At 37.2% G+C, this 25,347-nt stretch carries 16 protein-coding genes and 1 pseudogene; 7 read left to right on the top strand and 10 right to left on the bottom strand.

Annotated features, from left to right (window positions below; genetic code table 11):
• Positions 1–168: 168 nt before the first annotated feature.
• The 3 genes from J3D55_RS11545 to J3D55_RS11535 are packed head-to-tail and all read right to left on the bottom strand — an operon-like array spanning position 169 to position 2,937.
• Positions 169–573, bottom strand: a complete 405-nt coding sequence (locus J3D55_RS11545) for a hypothetical protein (protein ID WP_259131227.1) — start codon at positions 571–573, stop codon at positions 169–171.
• Between the two features lie 46 nt (positions 574–619).
• Positions 620–1,300: a hypothetical protein gene (locus J3D55_RS11540; RefSeq protein WP_259131225.1), complete on the bottom strand. Its 681-nt coding sequence runs from the start codon at positions 1,298–1,300 to the stop codon at positions 620–622.
• Positions 1,297–2,937, bottom strand: coding sequence for a helix-turn-helix domain-containing protein (locus tag J3D55_RS11535; protein WP_259131224.1), 1,641 nt, complete (start codon positions 2,935–2,937; stop codon positions 1,297–1,299). Before J3D55_RS11535 ends, J3D55_RS11540 begins: the two co-directional genes overlap by 4 nt.
• 261 nt (positions 2,938–3,198) lie before the next feature.
• Between J3D55_RS11535 and J3D55_RS11530 the strand changes: the two genes are divergently transcribed.
• From J3D55_RS11530 to mobC, 4 genes are all read left to right on the top strand, one after another.
• Positions 3,199–5,841 (top strand): T9SS type B sorting domain-containing protein, encoded by a 2,643-nt coding sequence (locus tag J3D55_RS11530; protein ID WP_259131222.1) that lies wholly within the window; start codon positions 3,199–3,201, stop codon positions 5,839–5,841.
• 19 nt (positions 5,842–5,860) lie between these two features.
• Positions 5,861–6,664: a fibronectin type III domain-containing protein gene (locus J3D55_RS11525; RefSeq protein WP_259131220.1), complete on the top strand. Its 804-nt coding sequence runs from the start codon at positions 5,861–5,863 to the stop codon at positions 6,662–6,664.
• Positions 6,627–7,424: a T9SS type A sorting domain-containing protein gene (locus J3D55_RS11520; RefSeq protein ID WP_259131218.1), complete on the top strand. Its 798-nt coding sequence runs from the start codon at positions 6,627–6,629 to the stop codon at positions 7,422–7,424. The genes J3D55_RS11525 and J3D55_RS11520 overlap by 38 nt, the downstream gene beginning before the upstream one ends.
• A gap of 772 nt (positions 7,425–8,196) precedes the next feature.
• Positions 8,197–10,206 carry a conjugal transfer protein MobC gene (mobC, locus tag J3D55_RS11515; protein WP_259131216.1) on the top strand — a complete coding sequence of 670 codons (2,010 nt, stop codon included), beginning with the start codon at positions 8,197–8,199 and terminating at the stop codon, positions 10,204–10,206.
• 306 nt (positions 10,207–10,512) lie between these two features.
• Here the strand turns inward: mobC and J3D55_RS11510 are convergent.
• The 3 genes and pseudogenes from J3D55_RS11510 to J3D55_RS11500 form a co-directional block, all read right to left on the bottom strand.
• Positions 10,513–11,539 (bottom strand): annotated as a pseudogene (locus J3D55_RS11510) (rod shape-determining protein).
• A 164-nt stretch (positions 11,540–11,703) separates the two neighbouring features.
• A complete protein-coding gene (locus J3D55_RS11505) occupies positions 11,704–12,549 on the bottom strand; it encodes an RteC domain-containing protein (RefSeq protein ID WP_259131213.1) in 846 nt (281 codons plus the stop codon).
• A 46-nt stretch (positions 12,550–12,595) separates the two neighbouring features.
• Positions 12,596–14,188, bottom strand: coding sequence for a helix-turn-helix domain-containing protein (locus J3D55_RS11500; protein ID WP_259131211.1), 1,593 nt, complete (start codon positions 14,186–14,188; stop codon positions 12,596–12,598).
• A gap of 818 nt (positions 14,189–15,006) precedes the next feature.
• On the opposite strand from J3D55_RS11500, the gene J3D55_RS11495 reads away from it, so the two are divergent.
• The 3 genes from J3D55_RS11495 to J3D55_RS11485 all read left to right on the top strand — a co-directional run bounded on the left by J3D55_RS11495 (position 15,007) and on the right by J3D55_RS11485 (position 16,844).
• Entirely contained in the window at positions 15,007–15,855 is an 849-nt protein-coding gene (locus tag J3D55_RS11495) for a MauE/DoxX family redox-associated membrane protein (protein WP_259131209.1), read from the top strand.
• 88 nt (positions 15,856–15,943) lie between these two features.
• Positions 15,944–16,540 (top strand): hypothetical protein, encoded by a 597-nt coding sequence (locus tag J3D55_RS11490; RefSeq protein WP_259131207.1) that lies wholly within the window; start codon positions 15,944–15,946, stop codon positions 16,538–16,540.
• Between the two features lie 28 nt (positions 16,541–16,568).
• Complete coding sequence (locus J3D55_RS11485; protein ID WP_259131205.1) at positions 16,569–16,844, top strand: DUF6520 family protein; 276 nt, start codon at positions 16,569–16,571, stop codon at positions 16,842–16,844.
• Between the two features lie 31 nt (positions 16,845–16,875).
• Here J3D55_RS11485 and J3D55_RS11480 read toward each other — a convergent pair whose 3' ends face one another.
• From J3D55_RS11480 to J3D55_RS11465, 4 genes are all read right to left on the bottom strand, one after another.
• A complete protein-coding gene (locus tag J3D55_RS11480; protein ID WP_259131203.1) occupies positions 16,876–19,338 on the bottom strand; it encodes an alpha/beta hydrolase family protein in 2,463 nt (820 codons plus the stop codon).
• Entirely contained in the window at positions 19,328–20,707 is a 1,380-nt protein-coding gene (locus J3D55_RS11475; protein ID WP_259131201.1) for a RagB/SusD family nutrient uptake outer membrane protein, read from the bottom strand. Before J3D55_RS11475 ends, J3D55_RS11480 begins: the two co-directional genes overlap by 11 nt.
• 10 nt (positions 20,708–20,717) lie before the next feature.
• Positions 20,718–23,729, bottom strand: a complete 3,012-nt coding sequence (locus J3D55_RS11470) for a SusC/RagA family TonB-linked outer membrane protein (protein ID WP_259131199.1) — start codon at positions 23,727–23,729, stop codon at positions 20,718–20,720.
• Between the two features lie 482 nt (positions 23,730–24,211).
• Positions 24,212–24,706, bottom strand: a complete 495-nt coding sequence (locus J3D55_RS11465) for a carboxypeptidase-like regulatory domain-containing protein (protein WP_259131197.1) — start codon at positions 24,704–24,706, stop codon at positions 24,212–24,214.
• Positions 24,707–25,347 lie beyond the last annotated feature (641 nt).

The following is a 25,347-nucleotide window of genomic DNA, read 5'->3' as shown; positions in this document are numbered from 1 at the left end:
CCAATCTAGGCTCAGTTCATCTGGACAAGTCATTACATGATATTCTCTCGTTGTAAAATTGAAGAAGAGTTGGCGTTTTATTGAAGAATTCGCATCAAAGAATACAAAGTATCAGAGCTCGATTGTCAAATCTCTGTAGGTCTTTTTGAGCTCATAACATTGTAAACTCTAATATCTTAATATATTTTGGATTTCTTTGGTGTTTTGTTTATTGTATTTCATCAATATAAATGCAGCAAAAAGAATACTAAAACAAATACAGCAGGCAAAAACAACTACAATAATAATTAGATTTTTGTATTTAGAATCGAGTTCCTGTATTTTAATTGAAGAATTTTTATTTTGAATATTAATCGTTTCATTTATAGAGCTTAATTCTAACTGTTCCCTTTTAAATTGCAATTCTTGGAGCTTTTTATTGTATAACTGATAGTAATTTTGTTCACCCATAGCCAGATAATTATCGGCCATTTCCTTGTAAATCTCTTCTAAAAGGAGAGAATCATCGGTTTTTTTGCCTCTTTCTTCGGCTTTCTTTAAATATTGTAATGCTTGATAATTTTGATGATTCATTTTTTTTATTTGCGACAATCCTTTTAGAGCAAAAGCTTCTAAACTGTTAGAAGCTGTAATAGTTGCTAGATCGTGTGCTTTTATAAAAGCTGGTTTCTGCTTTTTCGGGAACTCCCAAATCTAAGTAGCAATTACCAATATAAAAAAATAAAATACTTTGATTGTAATAGGTTTTGCGAGCTTCCTTAATTTTTTCGAAAGATTTTATTGCTATTTGAAATTTTTGAAGTGCAATTTCTGGATTATTCTGTTTTTTACTAATCATCCCTCTTACTAGATTTACTCTGCCTATCTCAAAATATTTATAGTAGGTATCATCGGGAATTTTTGCTAAATACTGTTCAGCTTCGTCGAGAGATTCCAAAGTTTTTGAATCCAGCTCCATTTGCTCATACTGTAAGGCGACAGTAATAAAAAAAGTTGTTTGTACTTTGGGATCATTAGATCTTAGTACCAATTCACGTGCCTTTAACAAATATTGTAGTGAGGCATCAGAGTTTCCTTTTGTGAGTTCTGCGGAGGAAATTATAAGATATAGTTTTATTATTTTATCTTTGTTTTTCTCTTTTCTAAGGAGTTCTTTCACAATTTGGATCGATTCGTTGGGATTATTGTAAAACTCCTGATTGGCTTTTTTAAAAAGACTGTCATCATTGATTTGCTGAGCAAAACAAGAAAAATTAATCAATATCATCATAAAAAAGATAATAAGTGTGTTCCTTTTCATTGAGATTTAGATTTAATAATTTGTTGTATATAAGTGTTTGGTGACATTCCTGTTATTGACTTAAAAACGTTAGAAAATGCGCCGTGTGACGAAAAACCTGCATATTCGGCAAGATAGCTCACTTTATAATTTAGGTAAGAAGGATCATTTTTTAACAAATTCGCAATATGACTGATTCTCAATTCATTAATATAAGTATTGAAATTTTTTTCTTTATTAGTATTGATAAATTCGGACAAGTATTGTTTATTAATACCTATCTGTTGTGAAAAAACTGTCAAAGACATATTTTTATTTAAAAAACTATCTGTTTTCTCCCATTCTTCTATATTTTTTAGAATTTTTAAATCTCTTTCCTTTGAACTGTTTGTGATCTCTTTCTCATAAATTTGCTCTTTTAAATTTTTATCTTCATTCGTTGCTTTTTGTTTAATAAAGACTGTGCCTTGTTTTGCTAATTTTTGAAAAAACAAAATCTGTTTTTTTAGATTGTTACTTATTTTAAATTGATAAAACCAAAAAATAAGCGACCCTAAAATGAGAAAAACACAAATTTGGATTAAAGATTTGAAAGTGCTTTTATGCAACTGGTCTTTGAATATATAATTTTCCTTCTGTTGGCTTTCTAATAATTTTATACTATATTGTATTCCTTCTTTTCTGTTGGTTTCCAATATTTTTTTGGTACTGTCATATAAATGATTGTAGTAAACATATTTTTCATAGTTTTTTAAAGCCAGATAATTTTTTGAAAATAAATCATAAAAAATCAGCTTCATTCCATTATATGGAAGTTCCTCAATTTTTTGAAAACCTATTTTTAGTTTTTCTATCGCTATGGTATATTCTTTTTTCTGAAAATAACATTTTGATAAATTCTGATACGCATAAGCCAGAAGGAAAGGACTTTTATCATGTACCTCAATTTGCGGAATGATCTTTTCTAAAAATTGCTTGGCTTCATCTAGTTTATTTAAACGCATTAAAAAACTACTCAGGAAAACTACATTCTCTTGCTTTAGAAATCTTGCCTCCTTGGTATTAATATCAAGATATTGATCACTTTGCTTTAGACTTTTAATTGCCAGTTCATAGTTTTTGCTGATAGCGGCATTTATTGCCTGAAGCTGATAGAGTTTTGCAACTACTGATCTCACTTTGTCATCTGTAGTTTTTAAAAGATTTCGGTCTTCTAAAACCTGAGAAATAATTTTTTGCGATTGGCTATATAATTTCAGATCCTGATAAATATCTGCCAAGTTGTAACTATCGAAAAGTTGAACGAAATAAGCTAAGCCTTCAGATTCATATTCATTTCCTCTTTGATTATATATAGATATTGCCTGTACATAATTTCCCTCTAAGATATACGCTTGTGAAATTATCTTTTGCAGGATAATCCTATTGTCTTTTTCCTTTTCACTTAACAACAAGCTTTGAGTATAGTGAATACAATCTTCAGGATTTTCATAAAGTTTTTGAAAAGCTTTGTCTTTTAGTATTTCAAAATCTTTATTGGTTTGTGCTAAAAAAAAAATAGGACAAATGGAAAGTAGAAGTAAGAAACAGTTACTTTTTTTAATAATTTTTAAAAAAATATTTGGAAAAGATTTACATATAAGCACGGGTAATTCCATTTCAATTAATATAAACTAAATTACAAACTATTGTATTTCAGTTATTTAAAAAATTAATTCTTGTAAATTTACACGAATCTATATAAAAATGCAAGCCTACAACTAAAATTATGTCTGATATAATACTAATATTGTTGAACACAATAGTATGAAAATAATTTCAGATTATTAAGAAATAATTTATGAAAAGAGAAGACAAATTAACAATAACTGGCTTTTCAAAATCTCACCTTAAATATTCTTTGATGATAAATAATAATAATGATAAAACGTCTACTTTTATTTTTACTCTTTCTAACCGTTAATAGTGTTTTTGCACAAAAAAATAAGGAACATTGGTTTGCTCCCATGATGAGCAGGAACTCTTTATCTTCGAGTAATAACCGACAGGCTTTATACTTTTCTACGGATTCAACAACCCCTTTTCCTGTAACGATTTACAACAACAATGCTGTTATTGGTACTATTACGATCAGTAATGGGAATCCAGGTGTTTTTGTAGTTCCTGTAGATCTAATTATTGCTTACCAACAATCTGAAGTATTCAAAGTTACTTCTCGAGGACTTCATGCTAAGGCAGATGTTCCTTTCATGGCAGATTTAAGGGTTTCGGATGTCGGACACGGAGAAATTATCACTTCCAAAGGAAAATCGGGGATAGGCAAAAAATTTTATGCAGCTTACGCTCCCATCACAAATATCAGTAGCGGAACTACGACAACGCATAATTTTACTTGTGGTATATTAGCCACGGAAGATAATACTTCGGTTACAGTTTCTGGTTATGACCCTTCTGTGCAGTTTTCCAATGGAATGACAGGAGCAACTAATCCCACAATTACTTTCTTTCTAAATAAAGGACAATCGTATATTATAGAAGGGCGTTCTAATGTCGCAGCGAACAGAGCTGGATTCATAGGAGCCAAAATAACTGCTGACAAGCCTATATCTTTAAACAATGGCAATTTTGTGGGACAATATTCATTACCCAACAACACGATTTTTGATGGACCCGATATTACCCTAGACCAATCTGTTCCTGTAGAACGTTTGGGCAAGGAGTACGTCCTTGTAAAAGGTATGGGAAATATTACAAAAGAAACAGAAGGAGCTATTATAGTGGCAACTGAAGATAATACACAGATTTTTATTAATAATAATACTGTTTCTGTTGTTACTTTAAACGAAGGTCAGTTCTACAGAGTTACTGCAGCCAATTATATTAACCAAGGGAATGACCACTTTAATATGTATATCAGAACGAGTAAGAATGCATATGTCTACCACCTCGTTGCTGGCGTTGCAGGCAGCAATGCAACCGGCAGTTTCAACTTTGTTCCTCCTATCGGATGTATTCAGTCAAAAAAAATTGATGAAATTCCTAAAGTTGACGATCTTCCAAGGGTAAGTAACACTGTTCCTTTACCATTATTAAGCACAAAGTTAAATGTTTTAACTCAGGCCGGCGCCAATTTGACTGTGAATGGTATTATTCCGACTGTAATTGAAGGACCTTATTCTGTGTCGGGAAATCCTTATTGGGTAACCTACTCATTAATGGGACTATCAGGTAATGTGAAAATAGACTCAGATAAACCTGTAAGTGCAGAAATCATAGGAGGAAGTATATTTTTGGGGTACAGTGGTTATTATGCAGAAGATGCTTCATGTCAATATGAATCTACAAAAGCAATAGATGTCTGCTATAATACTCAAATTATTGTTCCTGATTTTACATATTCTACCCAATCATATCTCCCAAACTCTGTAGTAATTACGTCTCCACCTCAGTATGGAACAGCAACGATTGACCCAGTAACAGGAGTTATAAATTATATGGCAAACTCAGGATATGTGGGTATAGATACGATTGTGTACAGGTTTTGCGGAAATGATCCTATTTTTACAGATTGTGAGCAGGTAACTTTAACCCTAAATATGATAGAAAGTCCTATTGTGAGTGATGCTGTTTTAAGAACATGTTTTCTCGAAAATAATATTGTTACAGGTTTATTTAATCTTACTACAGCTCCTGTGTCTTCACAAGTAGGTACAACAAAAAAATACTATCCTTCACCAACTGATGCTATAAACGGGACGAATGAAATTTTAAACCCAACTAATTATATTGCACCAAGCGGTGTAGCATATGTAAAAGTAACAAATGCATACGGCTGCTATAAAGTTGCCCAGGTTACCCTTATTGTATTTCCGCCTGTTACATCACCAGTATTAATAGATAAGGTAATTTGCATGGAAGACAAAACCACATTAGATGCAGGACCGACCTTTGATGGTTACCAATGGAGTACAGGAGTGACAGCACAAACAATATCTGATGTAACAGTGGGTACTTATTGGGTAAGACTAAAAACCGGTGAATGCTGGACAAAACAAACTGTAAAAGTATATTCTTCAGAACAGCCGGTAATCACAAGTATTGAGATTAATGCCAATACAGTTACCGTATATGCAACAGGGGGAACAGTTCCATACAAATACTCTATTGATAACATTAACTGGCAAGATTCGAATGTTTTTACAAAAGTACCTAGAGGAAACGGAATTGTATACGTGAGAGATGCATATGATTGTACTTCCGTATCTGTAGAAATTACGATTCCTAACCTCATTAATGCAATTACTCCCAATAACGATGGAATCAATGACATATTGGATTACAGTGCTTTAGCTCATAAAGAAAACTTTAAGTTCTCTGTTTATGACAGGTACGGATTAAAAGTTTTTGATGCCTCTAAAAATAACGGTTATAAATGGGACGGTAGCTATAATGGACGAAAACTATCTACCGGCACATGCTGGTACTCTATAAGCTGGACAGAATCAAAATTAAAAAGAACCGAAGTTAAATATTCAGGTTGGGTTCTGGTGAAAAACAAATAATTAAATAAAAATAAATAAAATGAAAAAGACTTTATTTTGGTGTTTTAGCCTCTTTACAATCGCTATAAACGCACAGATTTTAGTTTCTGAGGGTTTCGAATCTACTACATTTCCTTCTGCAGGATGGTCTTATCCTGCCGTCAGCCCATTTTCCCGAACTACTACAGCAGGATATCCTTGTAACGGAAATGCGGCAGCTTGGAAAAAACTGAACGGAACCCTTGCTTCCACAATGACCTCTTATCTGATGTATTCCAATACTAGCTCGAATGGTAACGCCATTTCTGTAAGCTTCAATTATTCTGCAAAAAAATCAAACAGTGTATATGTCACCTACGGGAATATGCTTGTGGAGTATTCTGTAAACGGAGGTAATACATGGAATACTATTGGAAATCAGATAAATTTCACTTCAGAGACTAATTGTACTGCATTTATCGCAACAATACCCGCGGGAGATGTTCCTTTAGATTCTGACTTCCGTTTCAGAATTACTGGAACTAAAACAACACCTCCCTCAGGAACCGCCGATTGGTATTTAACAGTTGACGACATTAATCTTACCCAAACAGCAACATGCTATATGCCAAGTAATATCACGTCTGCTGCAGTTACAACTACTACGGCAACCATCAATTGGACGGCTCCCTCCTCATTGCCGTCTGACGGTTATGAATATTATTATTCATTATACAGTACGCCTCCATTAAGTACTGCAACCCCTTCAGGATCATCTGCGACAACCTCAGCTAACTTGTCATTATTACAGCCAAGCTCTACATATAATGTTTGGGTTCGTTCTTTGTGTAGTTTCTACAGATAAAAGCCCATGGTCAGCTTTAGGTAGTTTTGCAACAGAATGCGCACCAATATCAGGTTTATTTGAAAATTTTGATAGTTACACTACGGGAAATATCGTCCCAAAATGTTGGAACCGTATTATGGGGGCACAGGCTGGCGCCCAAACCATCAGCAATTCCAACGCAGCCTCCGGATCAAGAAGCATTTCCATGACCTCTTCAAGTGCCGCCAATTTTTCAATTGCTATATTACCAGAATTGAATAATCTAAGTGCAGGAACAAATCAGTTAAGAATGAAAGCTAAAGTGACAACAGGTACAGGATCCTTAGATATTGGATATGTGACAAATATTACAAGTGCTTCATCATTTGTGAATATCCAAACCATTACTCCCTCTACAACTTATGCTGACTTTACAGTAGTTGTACCTGCCTCTGCTCCGTCAAACGCAAGATTGGCAATCAGAAATAATGGTACCACAAACGCATCACATTATTTGGACGATATCTTTTGGGAAACAGCATCAGTACTTTCTGCCAATGAGGTTTCTTCCAACACATTATTCAAAGTGTATCCTAATCCTTTCACAAATGTCGTGAATCTAACAGATACAAGTAATATAAAATCAATCATTATCACTACCGCTTCAGGGCAAATAGTAAAAGAAATCCGTAAGATCTCAACAGAAATAGACCTTTCTGATCTCAACTTAGGACTATATATTTTTATTGTAAAATATTATAATGGAAAGAATCAGAGTATTAAGATGTTTAAAAAGTAAAAACTGGAGTTGAATTATACGATAAAAAGCAAATAAAACGTAGCATAAGAATATATTAATTTTGTATCAAAAATAGTTTCCTTGCTCGAAAGAAGTTTAAAATAAAATTAGAAAACAGGCTCAAACAAGCCTGTTTTTTTATGATATTTACAAAATTTGGCATACTAGATAAAAAACATCATTAAAATAGATTTAAATTAAGTAATAGCAGTTGTTTTACAGATTACAATTATCCAGATGAGCCAGCTTTCAATTTTTTGACGGTATAAAGCACACTTCGATAATGTTTTTCATATTTCAAATTTTAATTGTTATATTGTATTTAATTATTAAACTTGTTTAAACTTTTATTTTTACCACAAAAGATTACCACATCGGTTATTTAAGTTCATTACTAAACAGTAAAATAAGAACACAATAGCTTTTAAAAATCTTTGATTTTTATTCTTTTATTACCTTTTGTTTTCTCAATAAGTAAAATAATAACACATTACTAATAGCTTTTGCCTCTTTTGCGGTTAAGTTTTTATTTGTTTAAACAGCTTTAATGGTAAAATTCTTCTATTGTTTACTGATTAGTATAAACGAAACCAAGTTACAAATTCCTAACGATTGAAGTAAGGTTTGGATTAATGATAATCATTTTTGACCAAAAGAAACTTGAAAAAATAGCGTAAGAAAAACACTGCCACCTTGAGCGCTTACCTGCCACATTCAATTAGTCCGTCATTACAGGTCGTAAATTCACTGTCGAGAATTAAAAATTCACAGCATGCAGGGAGAAGACGACCTAAGGGGGCTTGCCAAAATAATGGCATTTATGAGAGCGGTCAGTGTTATACTGATTATCACTCATTTATATTGGTTTTGTTATGGGGTTTTCGCAGAGCGAGGATGGAGCTTAGAGCTTGTCAATAAGATCCTACAGAACTTTAACAGGACAACAGGATTATTTGGCAATCCGCTGTATTCAAAATTTTTTGCAGGGGTATTGCTCGGTTTGAGCTGTCTTGGAACGAAAGGGGTGAAAAATGAAAAGATTACATGGCGGAAGATACTTGTTGTTTTAGGTTTTGGCGTTGCCTTATTCTTTTTTAATACACCCTTATTAAAACTGTCAGTAGATTTCGCAGCTACTTTTTATATTCTTTCAACAGGCTCGGGTTATATTTTCTTGATGATGGCCGGTGTTTGGATGAGCCGGCTTCTAAAACATAATTTGATGGATGATGTCTTCAACAATGAAAATGAAAGCTTTCAACAAGAGAGAAAGCTACTTTATAACGAGTATTCGGTTAATCTGCCAACCCAATTTTATTATCAAGGGAAATGGCATAACGGATGGATCAACGTTGTAAATCCTTTTCGCGCCACCATTGTCCTGGGTACTCCGGGATCAGGAAAATCATACGCTGTAGTAAATAATTATATAAAACAACATATTGAGAAAGGGTTCTCCATGTATATCTACGATTTCAAGTTCGATGACCTTTCTACCATCGCTTACAACCATCTGCTAAATCATTCAGAGGGTTACACTGTAAAACCCAGATTCTATATCATCAATTTTGATGATCCTCGAAAAAGCCATCGCTGTAATCCGTTAAATCCTGATTTTATGACGGACATTTCTGATGCCTATGAAGCAGCCTACACGATCATGTTGAATCTTAACCGAAGCTGGATACAAAAGCAGGGTGACTTTTTTGTGGAAAGCCCAATTATCCTTTTAGCGGCAATTATTTGGTTTTTAAAGATCTATAGGGACGGCAAATACTGTACTTTTCCGCATGCCATCGAACTGCTGAATAAAAAATATGAGGATGTATTTACCATCCTGACTTCCTATTCCGACCTGGAAAACTACCTCTCCCCTTTTATGGATGCTTGGAAGGGCGGCGCGCAGGATCAGTTGCAGGGGCAGATCGCTTCGGCAAAAATTCCTTTGTCACGAATGATTTCTCCCCAACTCTATTGGGTGATGACAGGAGATGACTTCTCTTTGGACATTAACAATCCGAAGGAGCCCAAGATATTATGTGTTGGGAATAATCCTGATCGGCAAAATATATATTCTGCTGCATTGGGACTTTATAATTCAAGAATTGTCAAATTAATCAATAAAAAAGGTCAGCTGAAAAGTTCGATTATCATTGATGAGCTACCCACCATCTATTTCAGAGGATTGGATAATCTGATCGCAACCGCCAGAAGCAACAAGGTTTCCGTATGTCTTGGATTCCAGGATTTTTCTCAACTGGCAAGGGACTATGGCGATAAAGAAAGCAAGGTGATTCAAAACACGGTCGGCAACATTTTCAGCGGGCAAGTTGTTGGCGAAACCGCAAAAGCGCTATCGGAAAGGTTTGGTAAAGTTTTACAGCGAAGGCAAAGTATATCCATCAATCGAAATGATACTTCAACTTCCATTTCGACGCAGTTGGATAGCCTGATTCCGGCATCAAAGATATCAACGCTAACACAAGGGTTTTTCGTAGGTGCTGTTTCAGATAATTTTGACGAACGTATTAAACAGAAAATGTTTCACGCCGAAATCGTAGTAGATAATAAAAAAGTAACTGCTGAAACTAAAAATTATCAGAAGATCCCTGAGATTCTGTCTTTTAAGGATGAGCAGGGAGAAGACATGACGACGCAGGAAATCCAAGTTAATTATAAACAGGTTAAGAAGGATATTGTTTTGATTATTGAAAGTGAAATGGGACGCATTAAAAACGATCCGGATCTGCAACATTTAATCAATCAGAACAATAATTTTTAATATTAATACACAACAACATAACTGGTTCATTGAAACGGCAAAATATATATGATCAAGCATCAATCTTTCAGTATCTGAAATCGCTTATTATATGGGTTTTTATTCCGCTGACTTTTACCTGATTATTCAAGAGTAAAACCAATGTAATCCCTTTATAATTTCATGCAGTCATTTAATTGCATGTACAAACTTGATCGGACTGTACAAAATTTTCTCAAATAAAATAAGATCCTAATCTATCTATGAATATTATGTATCTTGATTCTTCACAATTTTATTTAAAGTCAGCACTTATTTCACATCATTTTATTTCATAAGAAACCTGAACTTATTGATATTTTTAAGAGCAATGCCTGTCCCACGAACAACAGTTTCTCAAAGGATCTTCTGCTACAAAAACCGGCAATCCTGTTTTTCTATGAATTCGATCGGCTAATCCATTCAGAAGCGCACCGCCTCCTGCAAGAAAAATACCTGTTTTATATATATCTGTTGCAAGCTCCGGCGGAGTAATGGAAAGTGTTTCCATAACAGCGTCTTCAATTCTCATAATGGATTTATCCAAGGCTTTAAAAATTTCCTTATAGCTGACCATAATTTCTTTTGGTTTGCCGGTAAGAAGATCTTTTCCCTGAACTGAAATATCATCCAAAGTAAAATCTAATTCTTCCAATGCGGAACCGATCTCAATTTTAATCCTCTCAGCTGTTCTTTCACCAATATCTAAATTATAATTGGATCTGATAAAGTAAGAAATATCATTGGTAAAAACGTCACCCGCTAATTTTAACGATCTGTCGACCACGATTCCCCCTAATGCTATAACAGCTATTTCAGTGGTTCCCCCTCCAATATCTACAATCATATTCCCTTCCGGGCTTTCAACATCAATACCGGCCCCAATGGCTGCTGCCATAGGTTCATAAATGAGTATCACTTCCTTTGCATTTACTTTTTGAGCAGAATCTCTGACTGCCCTTTTTTCAACTTCTGTTATTCCTGAGGGAATGCATATTACGATTCTAAGTGTGGGCTGTATAAATTTGCCTCTTATTTGAGGAATCTGTTTGATAAATTCTTTTATCATATGCTCAGACGCATGAAAATCTGCAATAACACCATCTTTTAGCGGCCGAACTACTTTAATATTTTCGTGAGTCTTACCCTGCATCAGTTTTGCCTGTGTCCCAACTGCAATGGCTTTTCCTGTCAAGCGGTCAATAGCTACAATCGAGGGCTCGTCAATAACGATTTTATTATTATGTATTATCAGGGTATTAGCAGTTCCTAAATCAATTGCAATTTCTTGCGTAAACATATCAAATATCCCCATCTTTCATTAATTTAATAGGTGATAAATGTACGTCTATTACTTTTATATATCGTCCTAAATAAATTGGTCAGAAAGTTAAACATTCGTTAAAAGGATCGTTCCCCAACAAAAGACATCGAGATTTTAAACAAAAAAGTAAAATAAACCTGGGCCATTGCATTATTTCATTCGCTTTCAGTACTTTGAAAAAATTGGTTAAGATTATCGCTGACTAACTGTAAAAACTTAGTAGGTCCCTGTTTACGGTTTCTGATTTCAAACACGGTTTTATGAAAGTTCCCAAGATCAGTATCCAACGATTTCTCTACAAATTTTATAACTTCACTTAACTCAATATTTCCGCCATTAAAACAACGCATATGATACAGCGCATAAACCAATTCAATTAAGCCTACTTTAGATGAAGACCAAACCAGAGGAGATAAAGCCTTTGCAGTAATATTGTCTGTTAAATTTTCGATCTGCTTTTTTAAATATTGTCCCAATTGCTGATTGGCAATGAATCGTGCGATCACATGATCGTGCGAAGTAGTAAAGCTCGTATCAAAATTGTAGAACCCGAATGATAATTTCATTTTCAGGTCGTAAGAATTCCTTACAAATATTTTATGGTCAAGGTACGTCGCCTCTCTTCGGTAATAACTGTAAAACTCTGCCTGCTCGAGGTAAAAGACTTTCAGTTTCTCCTGCTCGGCCTCATAGTACTTTTTTAAGGCCTTGTTCCCTGCATTCGGCTTATGGGATTCGATATCCAAAATGGTGGAATAGTAAATAAATTTTGAAATAAACTGAGGCTTGAGTTTTTTAAAAAAATGTACCTCTTGAGCGAGATTCTCAAAATGGTGCGTTGATATCATTTCCTTTAACGTTCTAATGGATTCATCGATCAGTAGTAAGGATTTTTCTGCTACTTTCATCATATCCCCATTATCGTCGTACGCTTCATTGATCTTCAACTCTAAGTCGTCATGTAATTGTGTGACTTTTCTAAAAATAGTTTTTGTTACCATGTCCTTTTTTTAGAAATTTACAAAAATTCGCGTATTGATACCATAATCAACTGATCCCCAGTTCCTGTTTCCGCTTCTTGATGTAATCGGTCGGTCGTATCCCATTGATCTCAAAGAACAGGTTGGAGAAATTTTGACGGGCTGCTATCCCGCACTCCTCTGCCAATGCTTCGATTGTGTAATGGAGGTATTTGTTATTGGTATTGAGCAGATAAGTAATGTAGTTGATCCTCAATTCTGCCATATACTTGTTAAAGTTCATCCCTTTATTTTCATTAATGTATATGGATAAATAGTGGGAATTCGTACCCAACTTGTTGGCAATACTCTTCTGGGTAAGGCCTTTCTTTTTAAATTGCATTTCCTGTTCGAACTTGGCTAGCTTTTCCCGGATTTCCAGGGTCATTTCCGGGGTCAAAAAAGTTTTTCTTAAGTTGTATTCAGTAGATTCTTCATGTATAATATCGTTGACATTATATGTTCCTTCCGATATCCTTTTTTGAAGTAAACGATACTGTTTTTTTATTTTCCGGTCCTGGCTATAACGTACAGCAAAAAAAATAAGAACAATGGTTCCTGAGAATATCAGGATCTGGGCAAGCCTAATTTTTCTTTTGCTGGCTTTCTCAAGATCCTCCTTCTGCTCGATCAATGTTCTACGGTCGTAATCTTTATGAAGCTTAGAAGACAGATAAGAATAGTCTTTGGAGATCAGACTATCAGCCTTAAGGAGTTGATTAGTATAGTAAAGTTCTTTTTTTACCTCTTTATTCCTATAATAATCAATGAGATAATTGTAACTCCTGTAAACCTCCGGCAGTATAAATTCATGCTTTTTGAAGATTGTATCTATTTTACTATAATAATGGATGGCTTGACCTGAATCATTTTGAGCTTCGGAAACCTTGCCTAAATAGTAATAAATTACGGAAGCCCACGCGAAGTCATTTCGTTTTAAAATAACAGGCAATGATCTTTCCAGATCTTTCTTTGCCCCAGGATAATCTTTCTTAAGAAATTTTGAAATGCCGATGCATTTAAGAAAATAGCTGTTTTCAAGCGTAAAATCATGATCATCTAACGTCAGTTGATATCCTAGTTTGCCAAGACTGTCACTTTTGGTGAAGTTCTTAAGATACCTGTTAATGACCGTCATTTGATGAAGGTTATTTACATACGCTTTCTTGTAATTAAACTGCTCATTCGCATGAAGTTTCTGCTTTGATTTTAAGCCGTAAAAAGCAACACATTCCTGAAAGTGTTCCAGGGCTTCCTCATAATATCCCAAATGTTCTTTGACAATGCCTAAATGATAAATGACCTTATGATGGTGGTACTCGTCTTCCGATCCTTTTGAATATTCATAGGCTTTCAGGTACTCGTCCAACGCCAGTTTATATTTTTTTTGATAGAAATAGTAGATGATTCCCTTGCTTAAATAATCTTTGCTGATATCATCATTTGTTCCATGCCTTAAGCTAATCGCTATGGCACTGTCAGCATATTTACACTTGTTACGGTAATCAAACTGCCTTCCGTCCCTATAACCCTGAATTAATTTGGGAATGTTATTTTCCTTTTTCGCTTTTTGGATATACAATTTCACATAAGGCATCGCATCCATGTCGTCGATGGTCATTTTTTCGTAGTTTTTTCTGATCTCACTGAAATCCTTTTCCTTTTTTTGCTGCGAAAATAACAGGTGCGAAAATGCAGAAAATAGGACGAGAAAGTAATTTAACTTTTTCATATACTGATTATTAGAACCTCACCATATCAAAATTAAACATTTTTACCTCTACATATAGCCGTTTTCAAGGAAGGGGAAGCTTTCAGGGAGCAAAACTCACAAATCATTGATATATAATACCATAAGGAGTTTTTATCTGTGTCTCAATTTTAAAATTGAGACGTATCTATTTTAAAATTGTGCCGTTAAGCAGTTTTTTTCAAGGCGTCAGCCCGATAACTTTGACTTCAGAATTCTAATTCAATCCGGCCGGGATAACCCAATTAAAAAAAATTAAAATGAGAAAGTTTATCCCCATTTTTAGTATAACAATAGCTTCAGTTTGTATGCAAAGCTGCAGCAATCGAGATGAAGATATCACGTCAAGTCATGATCGACCTGACGACGTACAAAAAACTTTACTAATACGTCAGGATTCTACAAAATCACCGGAACAGATTTCAGATCCTGAGCCTGACCCTCCGGTTAGAGACGGAGACAATTGGCGCCCAGTTCAAATAATTGACCGATAGAAATAACCTATGATTCCCTGTACTACCATATCAGCTGTCACAGGCTTACCATGTCCGGCAAGCGGCATTTGGGAAAGTATGGGGAATTTCAGAACAACAGTGACCCTATGTAAAGGCGAACTGATGCCAGACTATTGCGGAAGGAAGACCCATTGGAAACTACTCATTACCTGTTAAAAACTACAAATCAGAACCATGAAAGATTATACAACGACTTTTGTTACCATGATATCTTATTTCTTCATCTTATTGTTCATCTATGCAGGTGTAAGTAAGTTGTTGGAGTTTGAAGAATTTCAAGTGCAATTAGCACAGTCTCCGTTACTCAGTGCATATGCCAGTAGTATATCATACACCGTTATTATCGTGGAATTGACAATCGCTGGATTGCTTAGCATACATAAAAGTAGAATGCTTGGTCTCTTTGCATCTTTCAGCCTGATGATTGCTTTCAGTGTTTATATCTATCTAATTCTTTATTATAGCGAATTTGTTCCATGTTCTTGTGGTGGTATATTGGAAAATATGGGTTGGACAACACATTTGATTTTCAACATTACCACAGTTTTAATAGCAGGATGCGCGCTTCTCATTATGAGAAATTCAAAAGTTGATTACATAGCATTTAAAAGAATATCTGTCCGACTGTGGCTTATGGCAGGTAGCGGTATTTTCAGTTCAGCAATAGTAGTCTACCTTTTCTTTTCATCCGAATATATTATCAAGAAAGAAAATAACTTTACAAGGAGATTTTTACCTCATCCTATCATTCAAGAAAATATCTTACATCTTGGAGTTGATTCCTATTACTTTGCTGGAAATCATGGAGATTCAATCTATTTAGGTAATAAGACATCCCCTTTCCAAATTCTAAAGGTTGATGTAGGATTAACAGCAGCCAAGCAGGTTAAGATTATTCCGGAAGGTCATTTTACGTTTAAGTCTTTATCTTATGAGGTATTCGGCGATAAGGTATTTGGTTTTGACGGTAGCGTTCCTGTTGTTTATTGCGGTTTCTGTAAAAGCTTCCGAAATAAAACTTAGAACCATTAGTCATCAGGATGCTTTCTTCAGCCAGATCCTCGTTTTGGACTCTCTACACTTTGCTTTAAGGACAAAGGAAGGTTCTAGCATGAATAACGTTTTAGGGCTATTGACTATTCAAGATGGACCGGAAGTCAAACTAAATAAAAATATTCTTTCGTCCAAGAGCCAAAATAATTTTGATACAGATGGAAAACTTCTATTCGACCATAACTTGAACGAGCTGTATTATATCTATTTCTACCGAAATCAAATCGTAAGGATGAATAGTGATCTTGATCTTATAGGTACAGTAAAGACCATTGATACCACTTCAGTTTCCCCTATAGAAACAGTGAAGTTAAAGGACGGTACAATTAAAATGAGTAAACCCTCCCAAGTAGTTAATCAATCAACAACTTTACATAATGGGCTTATATTTAACAGATCAGGCTTAATGGGAAAACATGAATTTAGAGAAAGTTGGAAGTCATCATCAATTATTGATGTCTACAAAATTAATCCTTATCAATACTGGGGCAGTTTTTATGTACAGCACCGCGGCGGTAAATCCCTGTCTCATATGCTTGTCACCGATCAGTACTTCTTCGCTCTGGTCGGAAATGATCTCATCCGTTACAAAATAAGAAAACCACTAACTGATGGGATGAATGGGGGTAAGCCGAAAAACCATAAAACAGAGTAGGCAAAAATTTTTAAAACATCAAAATATTATGAAAAAGCTAAGATCAGCAATTTTACCACTGGTAATTGCTACAGTAGGTGTAGGAAGTGCATTTGCCTCTACAACAAAAAAGAATACCAATTCAGTTGATATTCAAGGATACCTGTTCCGACCCAATGAAGTGGAACAATGTCAGCCCGTATCAAAGTTTTGTGACAATAATGGAGCTTTCGATTGTACGGTTTCAGGACCGGGAACAGAGGCTTTGCGCATCTTTAACGGCACAAGCTGCCCTAATATACTAACGCACAGCGTAGCTAATTAAAAAAAAGAGGATGCCTACAGGCATCCTTTTTTTAGTTCTTCATTCTTGTTATCCATTCCACCTGCTTATCTTTAAGATGATAATCCAGCCACTGATAAATCCTGGAGTACAAATCGACCCTGTTTTCCAATTTTTTTAAACTATGGTCATCATCAGGATAAAAAAGGGCAATAACCTGTTTATTATTCCTGCGCAATGCTAAATAAAATTCCATCGATTGCTGCCAATCAATATTTTCATCTTTTTTGCCTGCCCATAAAAGAATCGGGTCATTGACCTTATCGGCGTGGTAGACAGGACTATTGTCAATGTATAAGCTTTTATAGTTTGTAAAGCTACCCGGCATTCTGTACTGACCGCCTTCAAATTGCCAGTAAAAAGGCCCATTCCAAAGATAATTGTATGAATGGTATGATCTTACCAAATCACTATTGCCTGCACCTGCAACATAGGTTGCAAACAACTTAGATTGTGTAGCGATAAAATTACTTTCATAGCCACCGTAGGAATGCCCGACCAATCCGACTTTTGAAAAATCAATAGAAATATTATTTTTCAATACTTTAAACGAACTCTCAACGCAGTCCAAAGCTGATCGTCCCGCACCCCTATCATCATAGACAATTTCAGGCAAGAAAACAAAATACCCGTTTTCAATCAGATACCTGCTGTTAATTCCTTCCGTGCTCCCAAACATTCCATCAACGAGATACTGATTGCTTTCGGATCGCTGGCTTTCATAAATGGAAACCACCATGGGGTACTTCCTATTTTTATCAAAGTGTAAAGGATACATCAGTACCCCTTTTAATTCAACCCCTTTTTCATTTCGAGATGTGATCCATTCTGATCTAATTTTCAAGGCTTTGATATCCTGACCTACACTATTGTAAAGCATTTTTTCAACCTTCCCTTGCAGCCATATACTTGGTGGTTTGTTGATATTGCTGCATACAAATAAAAATTGTGACCTTGAAGAATAATCGAACATTTCAGAAATATAATCTTGCGTAGGAGGTATTATTGTTTTAAGTATTTTTCCATTGAAAGAAGCTATGGAATTCATATTATCTTCCTTTTTCCAAAGATGAAGCAAAACATCTTTTTCATTGGTAAAAGAGGCTTTGTAAATAGGAAAACCCGGGCTTATTGGAAGTTGGTCGCCATTGATCAGTTTGCTTCTAAAACCAGGAGGAAGCTTCACAATTTGATGTTTTCCTGATGCCATATCATATATATCAAGGCTTCCCTCATTCTCAAAGAGAAGTTTTTCAGCGTCCTGGGAAAAATAAACGCGCCGGGACGAATTTACCGGTAGCATTTTCTTCTCTCCGCTACTTATATCTAACATCATCCATTGCCCATTCTTAGGGGTTACAAGAAATTTCCCTTTAGGATCCGTATAGATAGCCCCTCCCGCTTCTACAAGAAACTCATGTTTTTTTAAAGCGATATCGTATTTGAAAATTGCGATAGGGAAAGCTTCATTGATGTAATCTTTATATTGATAAGGATCAAACGAGAGTAAGTACGTCGGGTTACCCACATATACCAAATGACTGTGTTCCTTATCCTGCACTTCCGTAACCTTTCCGGTAACATGGTTCCAAATAAGTACTTTATTTTCAGCATCATCAAAAAATCTTTGATCGATCTTCTTGTCATTGCCATACCATAATTCTACTTGGCTTTTATCTCTTGGCTCTGAGAAGAAGTTGAGGGTAAGGAAAATATTTTTGTCATCCATTTCAACAGGTGTCATCGCTGCTGACTTTATACCTTTTGCATCGTCATACCTGAATTCTTTCGTTGTATGGCCAGAAGCATTCCGGTAAAAGATCTTAAATCCTGAATGGTGCTTCTCATAAATGATAAATGCGTTTCTAGATATCCTCTTTCCAATTAGTAAAGGTTGAGTCGAACTGTGTAATAACAAAGAACCGTCCTTCTCCAGGCACCAAAGACGGTATAGGTTTTTGTCTTTGGACATATAAAAAATTTCTCCATCTGTCAATCTACTACTGACAATTGAGGGTATAACCCGTATCATATTGCCGTGCTCATCATTGATAATCAATGAATCATTCCTTGCTATTGCCAGATGGTTGAACTTTCTTAAATAATGTGCAGCAGTCACCCCTTTCCATTTTTTGCTCTTCTTAGATGGCAGTTTCATCAGCTCTGCATCATCCCCGCTGCAAAAGAATAAGTCACCCGATTTCGTAAAACGGACTGAATGGCTATTGGGCACCTGAAGTATAATGTTTTTGGGATCCTTGCTATCAACTACTGCCAGTGTATCCCTATTCTGTTCATACGATTTATTGAAAATTACAAACCGGCCGTCAGGTGATAACTGGAGTGCAGAAATACCAAACTGATGGTTTTTAAGGGCGTCAGGAATTTGATTTGCTGTCATATTTCCCTGAGCCCATACTGTCAATGGCAAAAGTATCAGGAGTAAAAAAAAATTTATATTGAGATTAGTAACCATTGTTCTGAGGATTTAGTGATGGGTTAAGTGCCAATTCGGATAGGGGGATCGGCCATAATGAATGGTAGTTTTTCCAGTTAGGCTTGGATTGGTGTAAGAGGTCCAGTTTTCCGCTTCGCTTCAGGTGTAGGAAACGGATGCCCCTTTCCGAGAAGAATTCCCTTCTGCTTTCTGCAAGGATCTCCTCGAGTAAATCCTCTTTTGAAATACTTCCCGAAATATCTGCTAATCCCGCTAAATGACGGATGGCATTAAGGTAATTGACAGCCTCTTGTACCCTATTTTGCTGTGCCAGGGCTTCCGCCATCAGCAGATAAGCTTCCTGAAGCCTGAATACTATGGAATACTCATCGGTATTGGCGGTAATGGTTTTGTATTTATTGATTTTATAATAGGTTTTCTGACCGCTCACCACCGGAGACAGCCAGGCTGCTTTCCTTTGGTCTGCCGTTGAAAAGGCGGCAAGCAGATTTTCCGATGCGGCGTAATACCTTGGCACGCCGGACGAAAAATTGTACAGGGATGCCTCAGGGGTAGCAGTATTGGCGTACATAGGCTTGAGCTGCCATAAGATATGCTTTCCGTCTTTCTTAAAGGTTTTTGAAAGATCCAGAGGAAAACCATATAAAGGCGATGTGATGATCCCGCCAAGCAACCCTTCTGCCAAGTTCCATTGTTTTAACCTGAGATATAGGAGCGATGACAATAAGTCAACTGTTTTTCGGTTGATATAAATCCGTTCCGTATTGCGATAGTCCATGTCTAAAAGAGGGCTTACCGCTGAAAGGTCTTGGGATAGATGCTGCAGAACCTCAATAGAGGGTGTTTTGGAGAGCGACTGATTGATAAAATAATCTGTAGAGGTTGCATAAGGGACATCGCCAAAAATCTCAGTAAGATAGTAGTAGATCAATGAGCGGATAAAAATAGCCTCACCTTTGATCCTGTTTTTATCTTTCTCTCCGATACCTGAAGATTTTTCCAGCCCTTCGACAATGGCATTAGCCATATAAATTTGTCTGTAAGCGTTGCCCCATACGAGCTTTACCGTGGTGTTGGACGGGTTTTGGATATTATTAAACAAATCCATCGATGCATTGTTGGAATATATATCGTATCCGTCCAAATCGTCTGCATAGCTTCCCAACAGGCCGCCTGTGCCCGTAGAACCGCCCGCTATAACAGAGAAGGACTGCATTTCGGCATATAATGCCGACAGCGCACCTTCAGCGGTACTGGTGGATTCGAATACCTGGCTGGTCGTAAGTTGGTTGATCGGAAAATCAACTTCCACCATCTTTTCGCAAGAACCATAACAGAGCAATGCTGTTACGGTAAGAATTGTGTTTTTTATTATTTTATTCTTCATAATAATTGTTTTAAAAAGTAATTTGAACACCTATAGAATAGGTTTTTAAAGGCGGCGTATAGCCGGTCAGAAGGAATTCGGGATCGATTCCGAAATAACTAGTCCATGTCAGGAGGTTTTGCCCTTGCAGGAATATTTTAGCTTCCGACAATAGTTTTCCCTGTAATGGAATACTGTAATTCAACTGGATATTCTTTAGCCTGATAAAGGATGCATCGCTAACAGCAGCAGTACTGTACTTGAGGTAAGTGGTCAGGGTGGCAGCCGCAGGGTTGCTTCCTGACGAATAAGGCATAATGATTCCGTTGGGATTGTCTGCTGACCACACATTCGTAAACACAGCGGGTTGGTTGGAAAGCGTTCCCGGTACGCTCATATCCCTGTAATAGTTGGTTTGTCTTTGCTTGACAAACTGAAGCAAGAATGAAAATGAGAGATTGCGGTATTTTATTTCATGCTGCCAGCCACCGAAGAATTTTACGCCTATATTCTCTACCGTCTGCGCATCGTCAAGAATCGAGATCTTACCGTCATTATTGGCATCCTTAAAGCGGTACTGCCCTGTTGCCGGATCAATGCCCTGGTATTCCAAAAGTTTGAGGATCGTGGTCGGCTGTCCTATGGCATACGTTGTGGCGTAAGGGGAGCCTTCCAAACCTGGAAATGAAATGAGCTTATTTTTCGGAAATGAGATATTGAATCCTGAACTCCATTGCCAGTGAGAACTTCTTATGATCTGGGCGTTGAGTTCAAGCTCCCATCCGCTGTTCTCTACGGTGGCATCCAGATTCGCCTGTACGGAAGAGAAACCAGTGATGAGTGGCAATTGCACGCCGACCAGCTGATTGGACGAGCGATTCCTGTACCATGATGCCGTAAGGTTAATGCGGTTCTTCAGTAAGGATGCTTCGAATGCGGTTTCCAGCTTTTTTGTTTTCTCCCACGAAAAATCAGGATTGAAAAGTTTGGAAGGAGCGAAGCCAGAAACAGAATTGTAAGGCGACGTGGTGACTGAATAGGTATTCAAATATTGGTAATCCCCTATCCTGTCACTTCCTGTAATACCATAACTTGCCCTTAGCTTTGCGAAGCTCAGCCAGCTTTTATTTTTAAGGAAACGTTCTTCGGATATGATCCATGCAGCGCCCAATGCCCCAAAATTGGCAAAACGCTTATTAGGGCCAAACCTGCTGGAACCATCCCGACGGCCGGTAATGTTAAGGATATACTTTTTATCGTAGTTCCAGTTGATCCTTCCGAACACAGCTGCGTAACGGTATTCGCTTTCATTCAGGCCTTCAATATTGATCACTGAAGCAGCGGCCATATTATGAAGCAGGGCATTGCTGGAATAACCCGTCCCCCGGACGGCCAATGATTTGGAAATGGTTTCCTGATAGGAAGCTCCGGCCAATACTTCTACTTTGGACTTGCTGATATTTCTGCTCCATGTAAGCTGCGGTTCCAAGAGGTAAGAGATGAAGTTTGAATTATTAACGGCTGATGTAGAACTGGCCGGACTCGCACCTGCCGGAAATGCAGGATTAAACATGGTGTTGGGGGAAAGCGTGGTTTCCTGTAAGCTCCAGTAATTGAAACCGCCGTTAAGCTTTAGCTTTACATTATCTAAGAGGGCATATCCAGCACTGATGTCCTGATTCAATCTTAGGGTTTTTGCTTCATAGGTTCCGTTGAGAGCTGCCAAAGGATTGCTGAACGTATTTTCCTGCCAATTGATGTTTCCCTCAGCATCATATAATGCAGGTGCATTGGGGGCAAGCGATAATGCCAGTCTTGTAAAATCACTGTTCATCACATTGTTGGACTGTAAAGTAAGGTAGTTGGACGCCGTTAGCGAAAAGCGACGGTCAGTACTGTTGTAACTGTAATTGCTGTTAAGAGCATTGGTCTTGTATCCGGAACTCCCCGGATAAACGGTTCCCTGCTCCTGATGAGAGGCACTGATCAGAAAGGAGGAACGGTTGCCACCGCCACTGATGGACATTTGTGTTTGTGAATTTTCTGAGGTAGTGCCGATAAGGGTCTTCTGCCAGTCGGTGTATCGGAACCGGTCCCATCGCCCATTCATATCGTACGCGGTAGCAGGTAATGTGGCGATCCCGTCATTCACGAAGGCTTGCTGCCTCATCTGCAAATATTGTTCGGTGCTCATCATTTCCAGCCTGTTGGCTACCCTGCTGAGGCTGTAGCTGGTGTTGAGGCTGAACTTTACCTCTTTCGCACTCCCTTTTTTAGTCGTAACGAGAATAACACCATTCCCGCCCCGTGAACCGTAGATTGCTGTCGCATCGGCATCTTTAAGGACTTCTATGCTTTCAATATCGTTGGGGTTGATGGCATTGAGCGGGTTGATGTTACGCATTGGCTCAAAGCCGACCGTATAACCGGTAGCGAGCTGTCCCCCAACAGGAATACCGTCGATGACATACAGCGGCTCATTGCCGTTGATCAGGCTGTTGGTGACATTGCGCAAACTGTTACGGCCTCTGATCTGGATATCAAAGCCTCCGGAATTGTTACCGCTGGTGCTGGTAATATTCACTCCTGCCATTCGTCCCTGTAATGCAGAGAGCACGTTGGTGACAGGTTGGTTTTCAATGTCTTTTGCTGAAACTTTGGCGATACTACCGGTTCTTTCCTTGTCTTTAACCTTGTAGTAGCCGGCATTGAGAATAACTTCTTCGATTCCCTTTACTTGTTGTTCTAAGCTGATATTGACGACGGTCTGATTAGTGGCTGAAACTTTTTCTTCGGCATAATCAGGGTGTCTGAACAATAGGATAGGATTTTCTGCTGTAACCTCCAATCGGTAGGTTCCGTTTTCGCTGGTGGTTGTTACCTGATCGCTGCCCTCTTCGGAGATGTTTACTCCTGAAAGAGGTTTGCCGGACGAAGTAACGGTACCGGAAATGGTGCGTGTTTGGGCTTGTGTGTTGCTGCTTACCGCAGTCAACATAAGCCCAAAGAAAATGCCTCCTATATGGTAATAGGAATTTTTCATAGATTTGTAAAGGTTTTTAATATTATTATTAATTACTTATTTCTGATTTTCGCTCTTTCCCTTAGGTCTGCAAACTGTATGGGGAGGGGCTTTCTTTTTTCTTCTATTTTTAAGTTGAGTAGTTTTTTGATCTTGTTTTGGTAAAACTTTCCTGATGCCCTTTGGTATGAAAAAGACTGGTGAGGTTCTGTAAGCAGTGACTTTTAGGGCACCGGAAAGAATATACTATGAATGAAATCTGCGCCACATGTAAGGATTTGTAAATAATGACCCATTTGCTCCACGACTCCCGTAAATCGACATCGCATCGACATCTTTCAATATTCAAAAATCTCAATATCATTAGGATTGATTGCATTGAGCAGACTTATCTATCTATACGGAAGGATTGTCGCAAGATAAGAAGATGACGATTCAGAAAGGATAGGCACCCCGTCAATAATATACAAAGGCTCATTCCCTTCACGACGGATGCTGCTCTTTCACCTGATCTGAATATCAAATCCACCTCCCGGTGTTCCCGAATTCTGAGTAATGGAAACCCCACTCATTCTCCCCTGCGCTGAAGCAAGGACATTCGTGACAGGCTGGTTTTCAATATCCTTTGCTGACACCCCAAAAATACTACCAGTTCTCTCCTTATCCCGAACCTTGTAATAGCCTGCATTGAGAATAACCTCCTCTATTGCTTTCTCATTCTTTCTCTCATTCCCAATCCCATTCCCATTCTGTTTTTCATTCTCATTCTCATTACCCAATGATAAATCAACAGATACTCTATCTCCTAAAGAAACTTTTCGTTCAGGATAAATAGGATGCTTAAAGACAAGGACAGGATTCTCACCCGACACCTGAACCCTATAAATACCAGAACTATTGGTAGTAGCAACCGTATCACTGCCCTCCTGAAATATACTTACCCCTGAAATGGGTTTATTATTAGTATTATCTGTAACAGTGCCTGTGATCACACGCATCTGCCCTATTGCTACGCCGGAGGCGAGCAAGGTGAAGCCAAAAGCCAATTGGATATGACTCAGGCTGCAAAAGTTTTTTTTCATACTTTTGAAAAGATTTAATTCGTTAAATTTTAGGCTCTCTTCTGCACTGCGTAAATTCCACAATACTTATAGTGCTAAGAGGGCTTTCTTGTTTCTATGGTTAGTTATTCTTTATACTCTCTGTTTCTTAAAAATCAATATTTTCTTTAGCATTAACATACTGTATTTCGATGATGCTCGGTAGGAAGCCTCAGTAAGGATATAGCAAGACCTCCTGCCCCAGCACATCTTAAAAAATTAATATGAATGAAATTTGTGTCCCGTGTAGCTTAAAAGCCGCAATGAGTTGTACACCCCATTGTATCGTGCAGTCTGTTATTATATTCTTAGAAAGCAGCTTAGGGTGTAGAGAGAATATCGGACAACATTGGAAAAAAACAGCGTGGAACTCTACATTATCCAATTCGAGGCACTGGTATACCATTTGACACAGATAAGAGAGCCCACGCCTAGGTCGTGAGCTTTCTGCTTATCATCTCGTGTCATAAAATTACCAGTTTTCGAATTGAGATTCTAAGCAATAGCTTCTAATATTTCTTTGAAGTATCGCAAAATTA

The sequence above is a fragment of the Chryseobacterium ginsenosidimutans genome (assembly GCF_024807225.1).
GTDB classification, from domain to species: Bacteria; Bacteroidota; Bacteroidia; order Flavobacteriales; family Weeksellaceae; genus Chryseobacterium; species Chryseobacterium ginsenosidimutans.
This window is presented reverse-complemented; position numbering and strand designations above follow the sequence as displayed.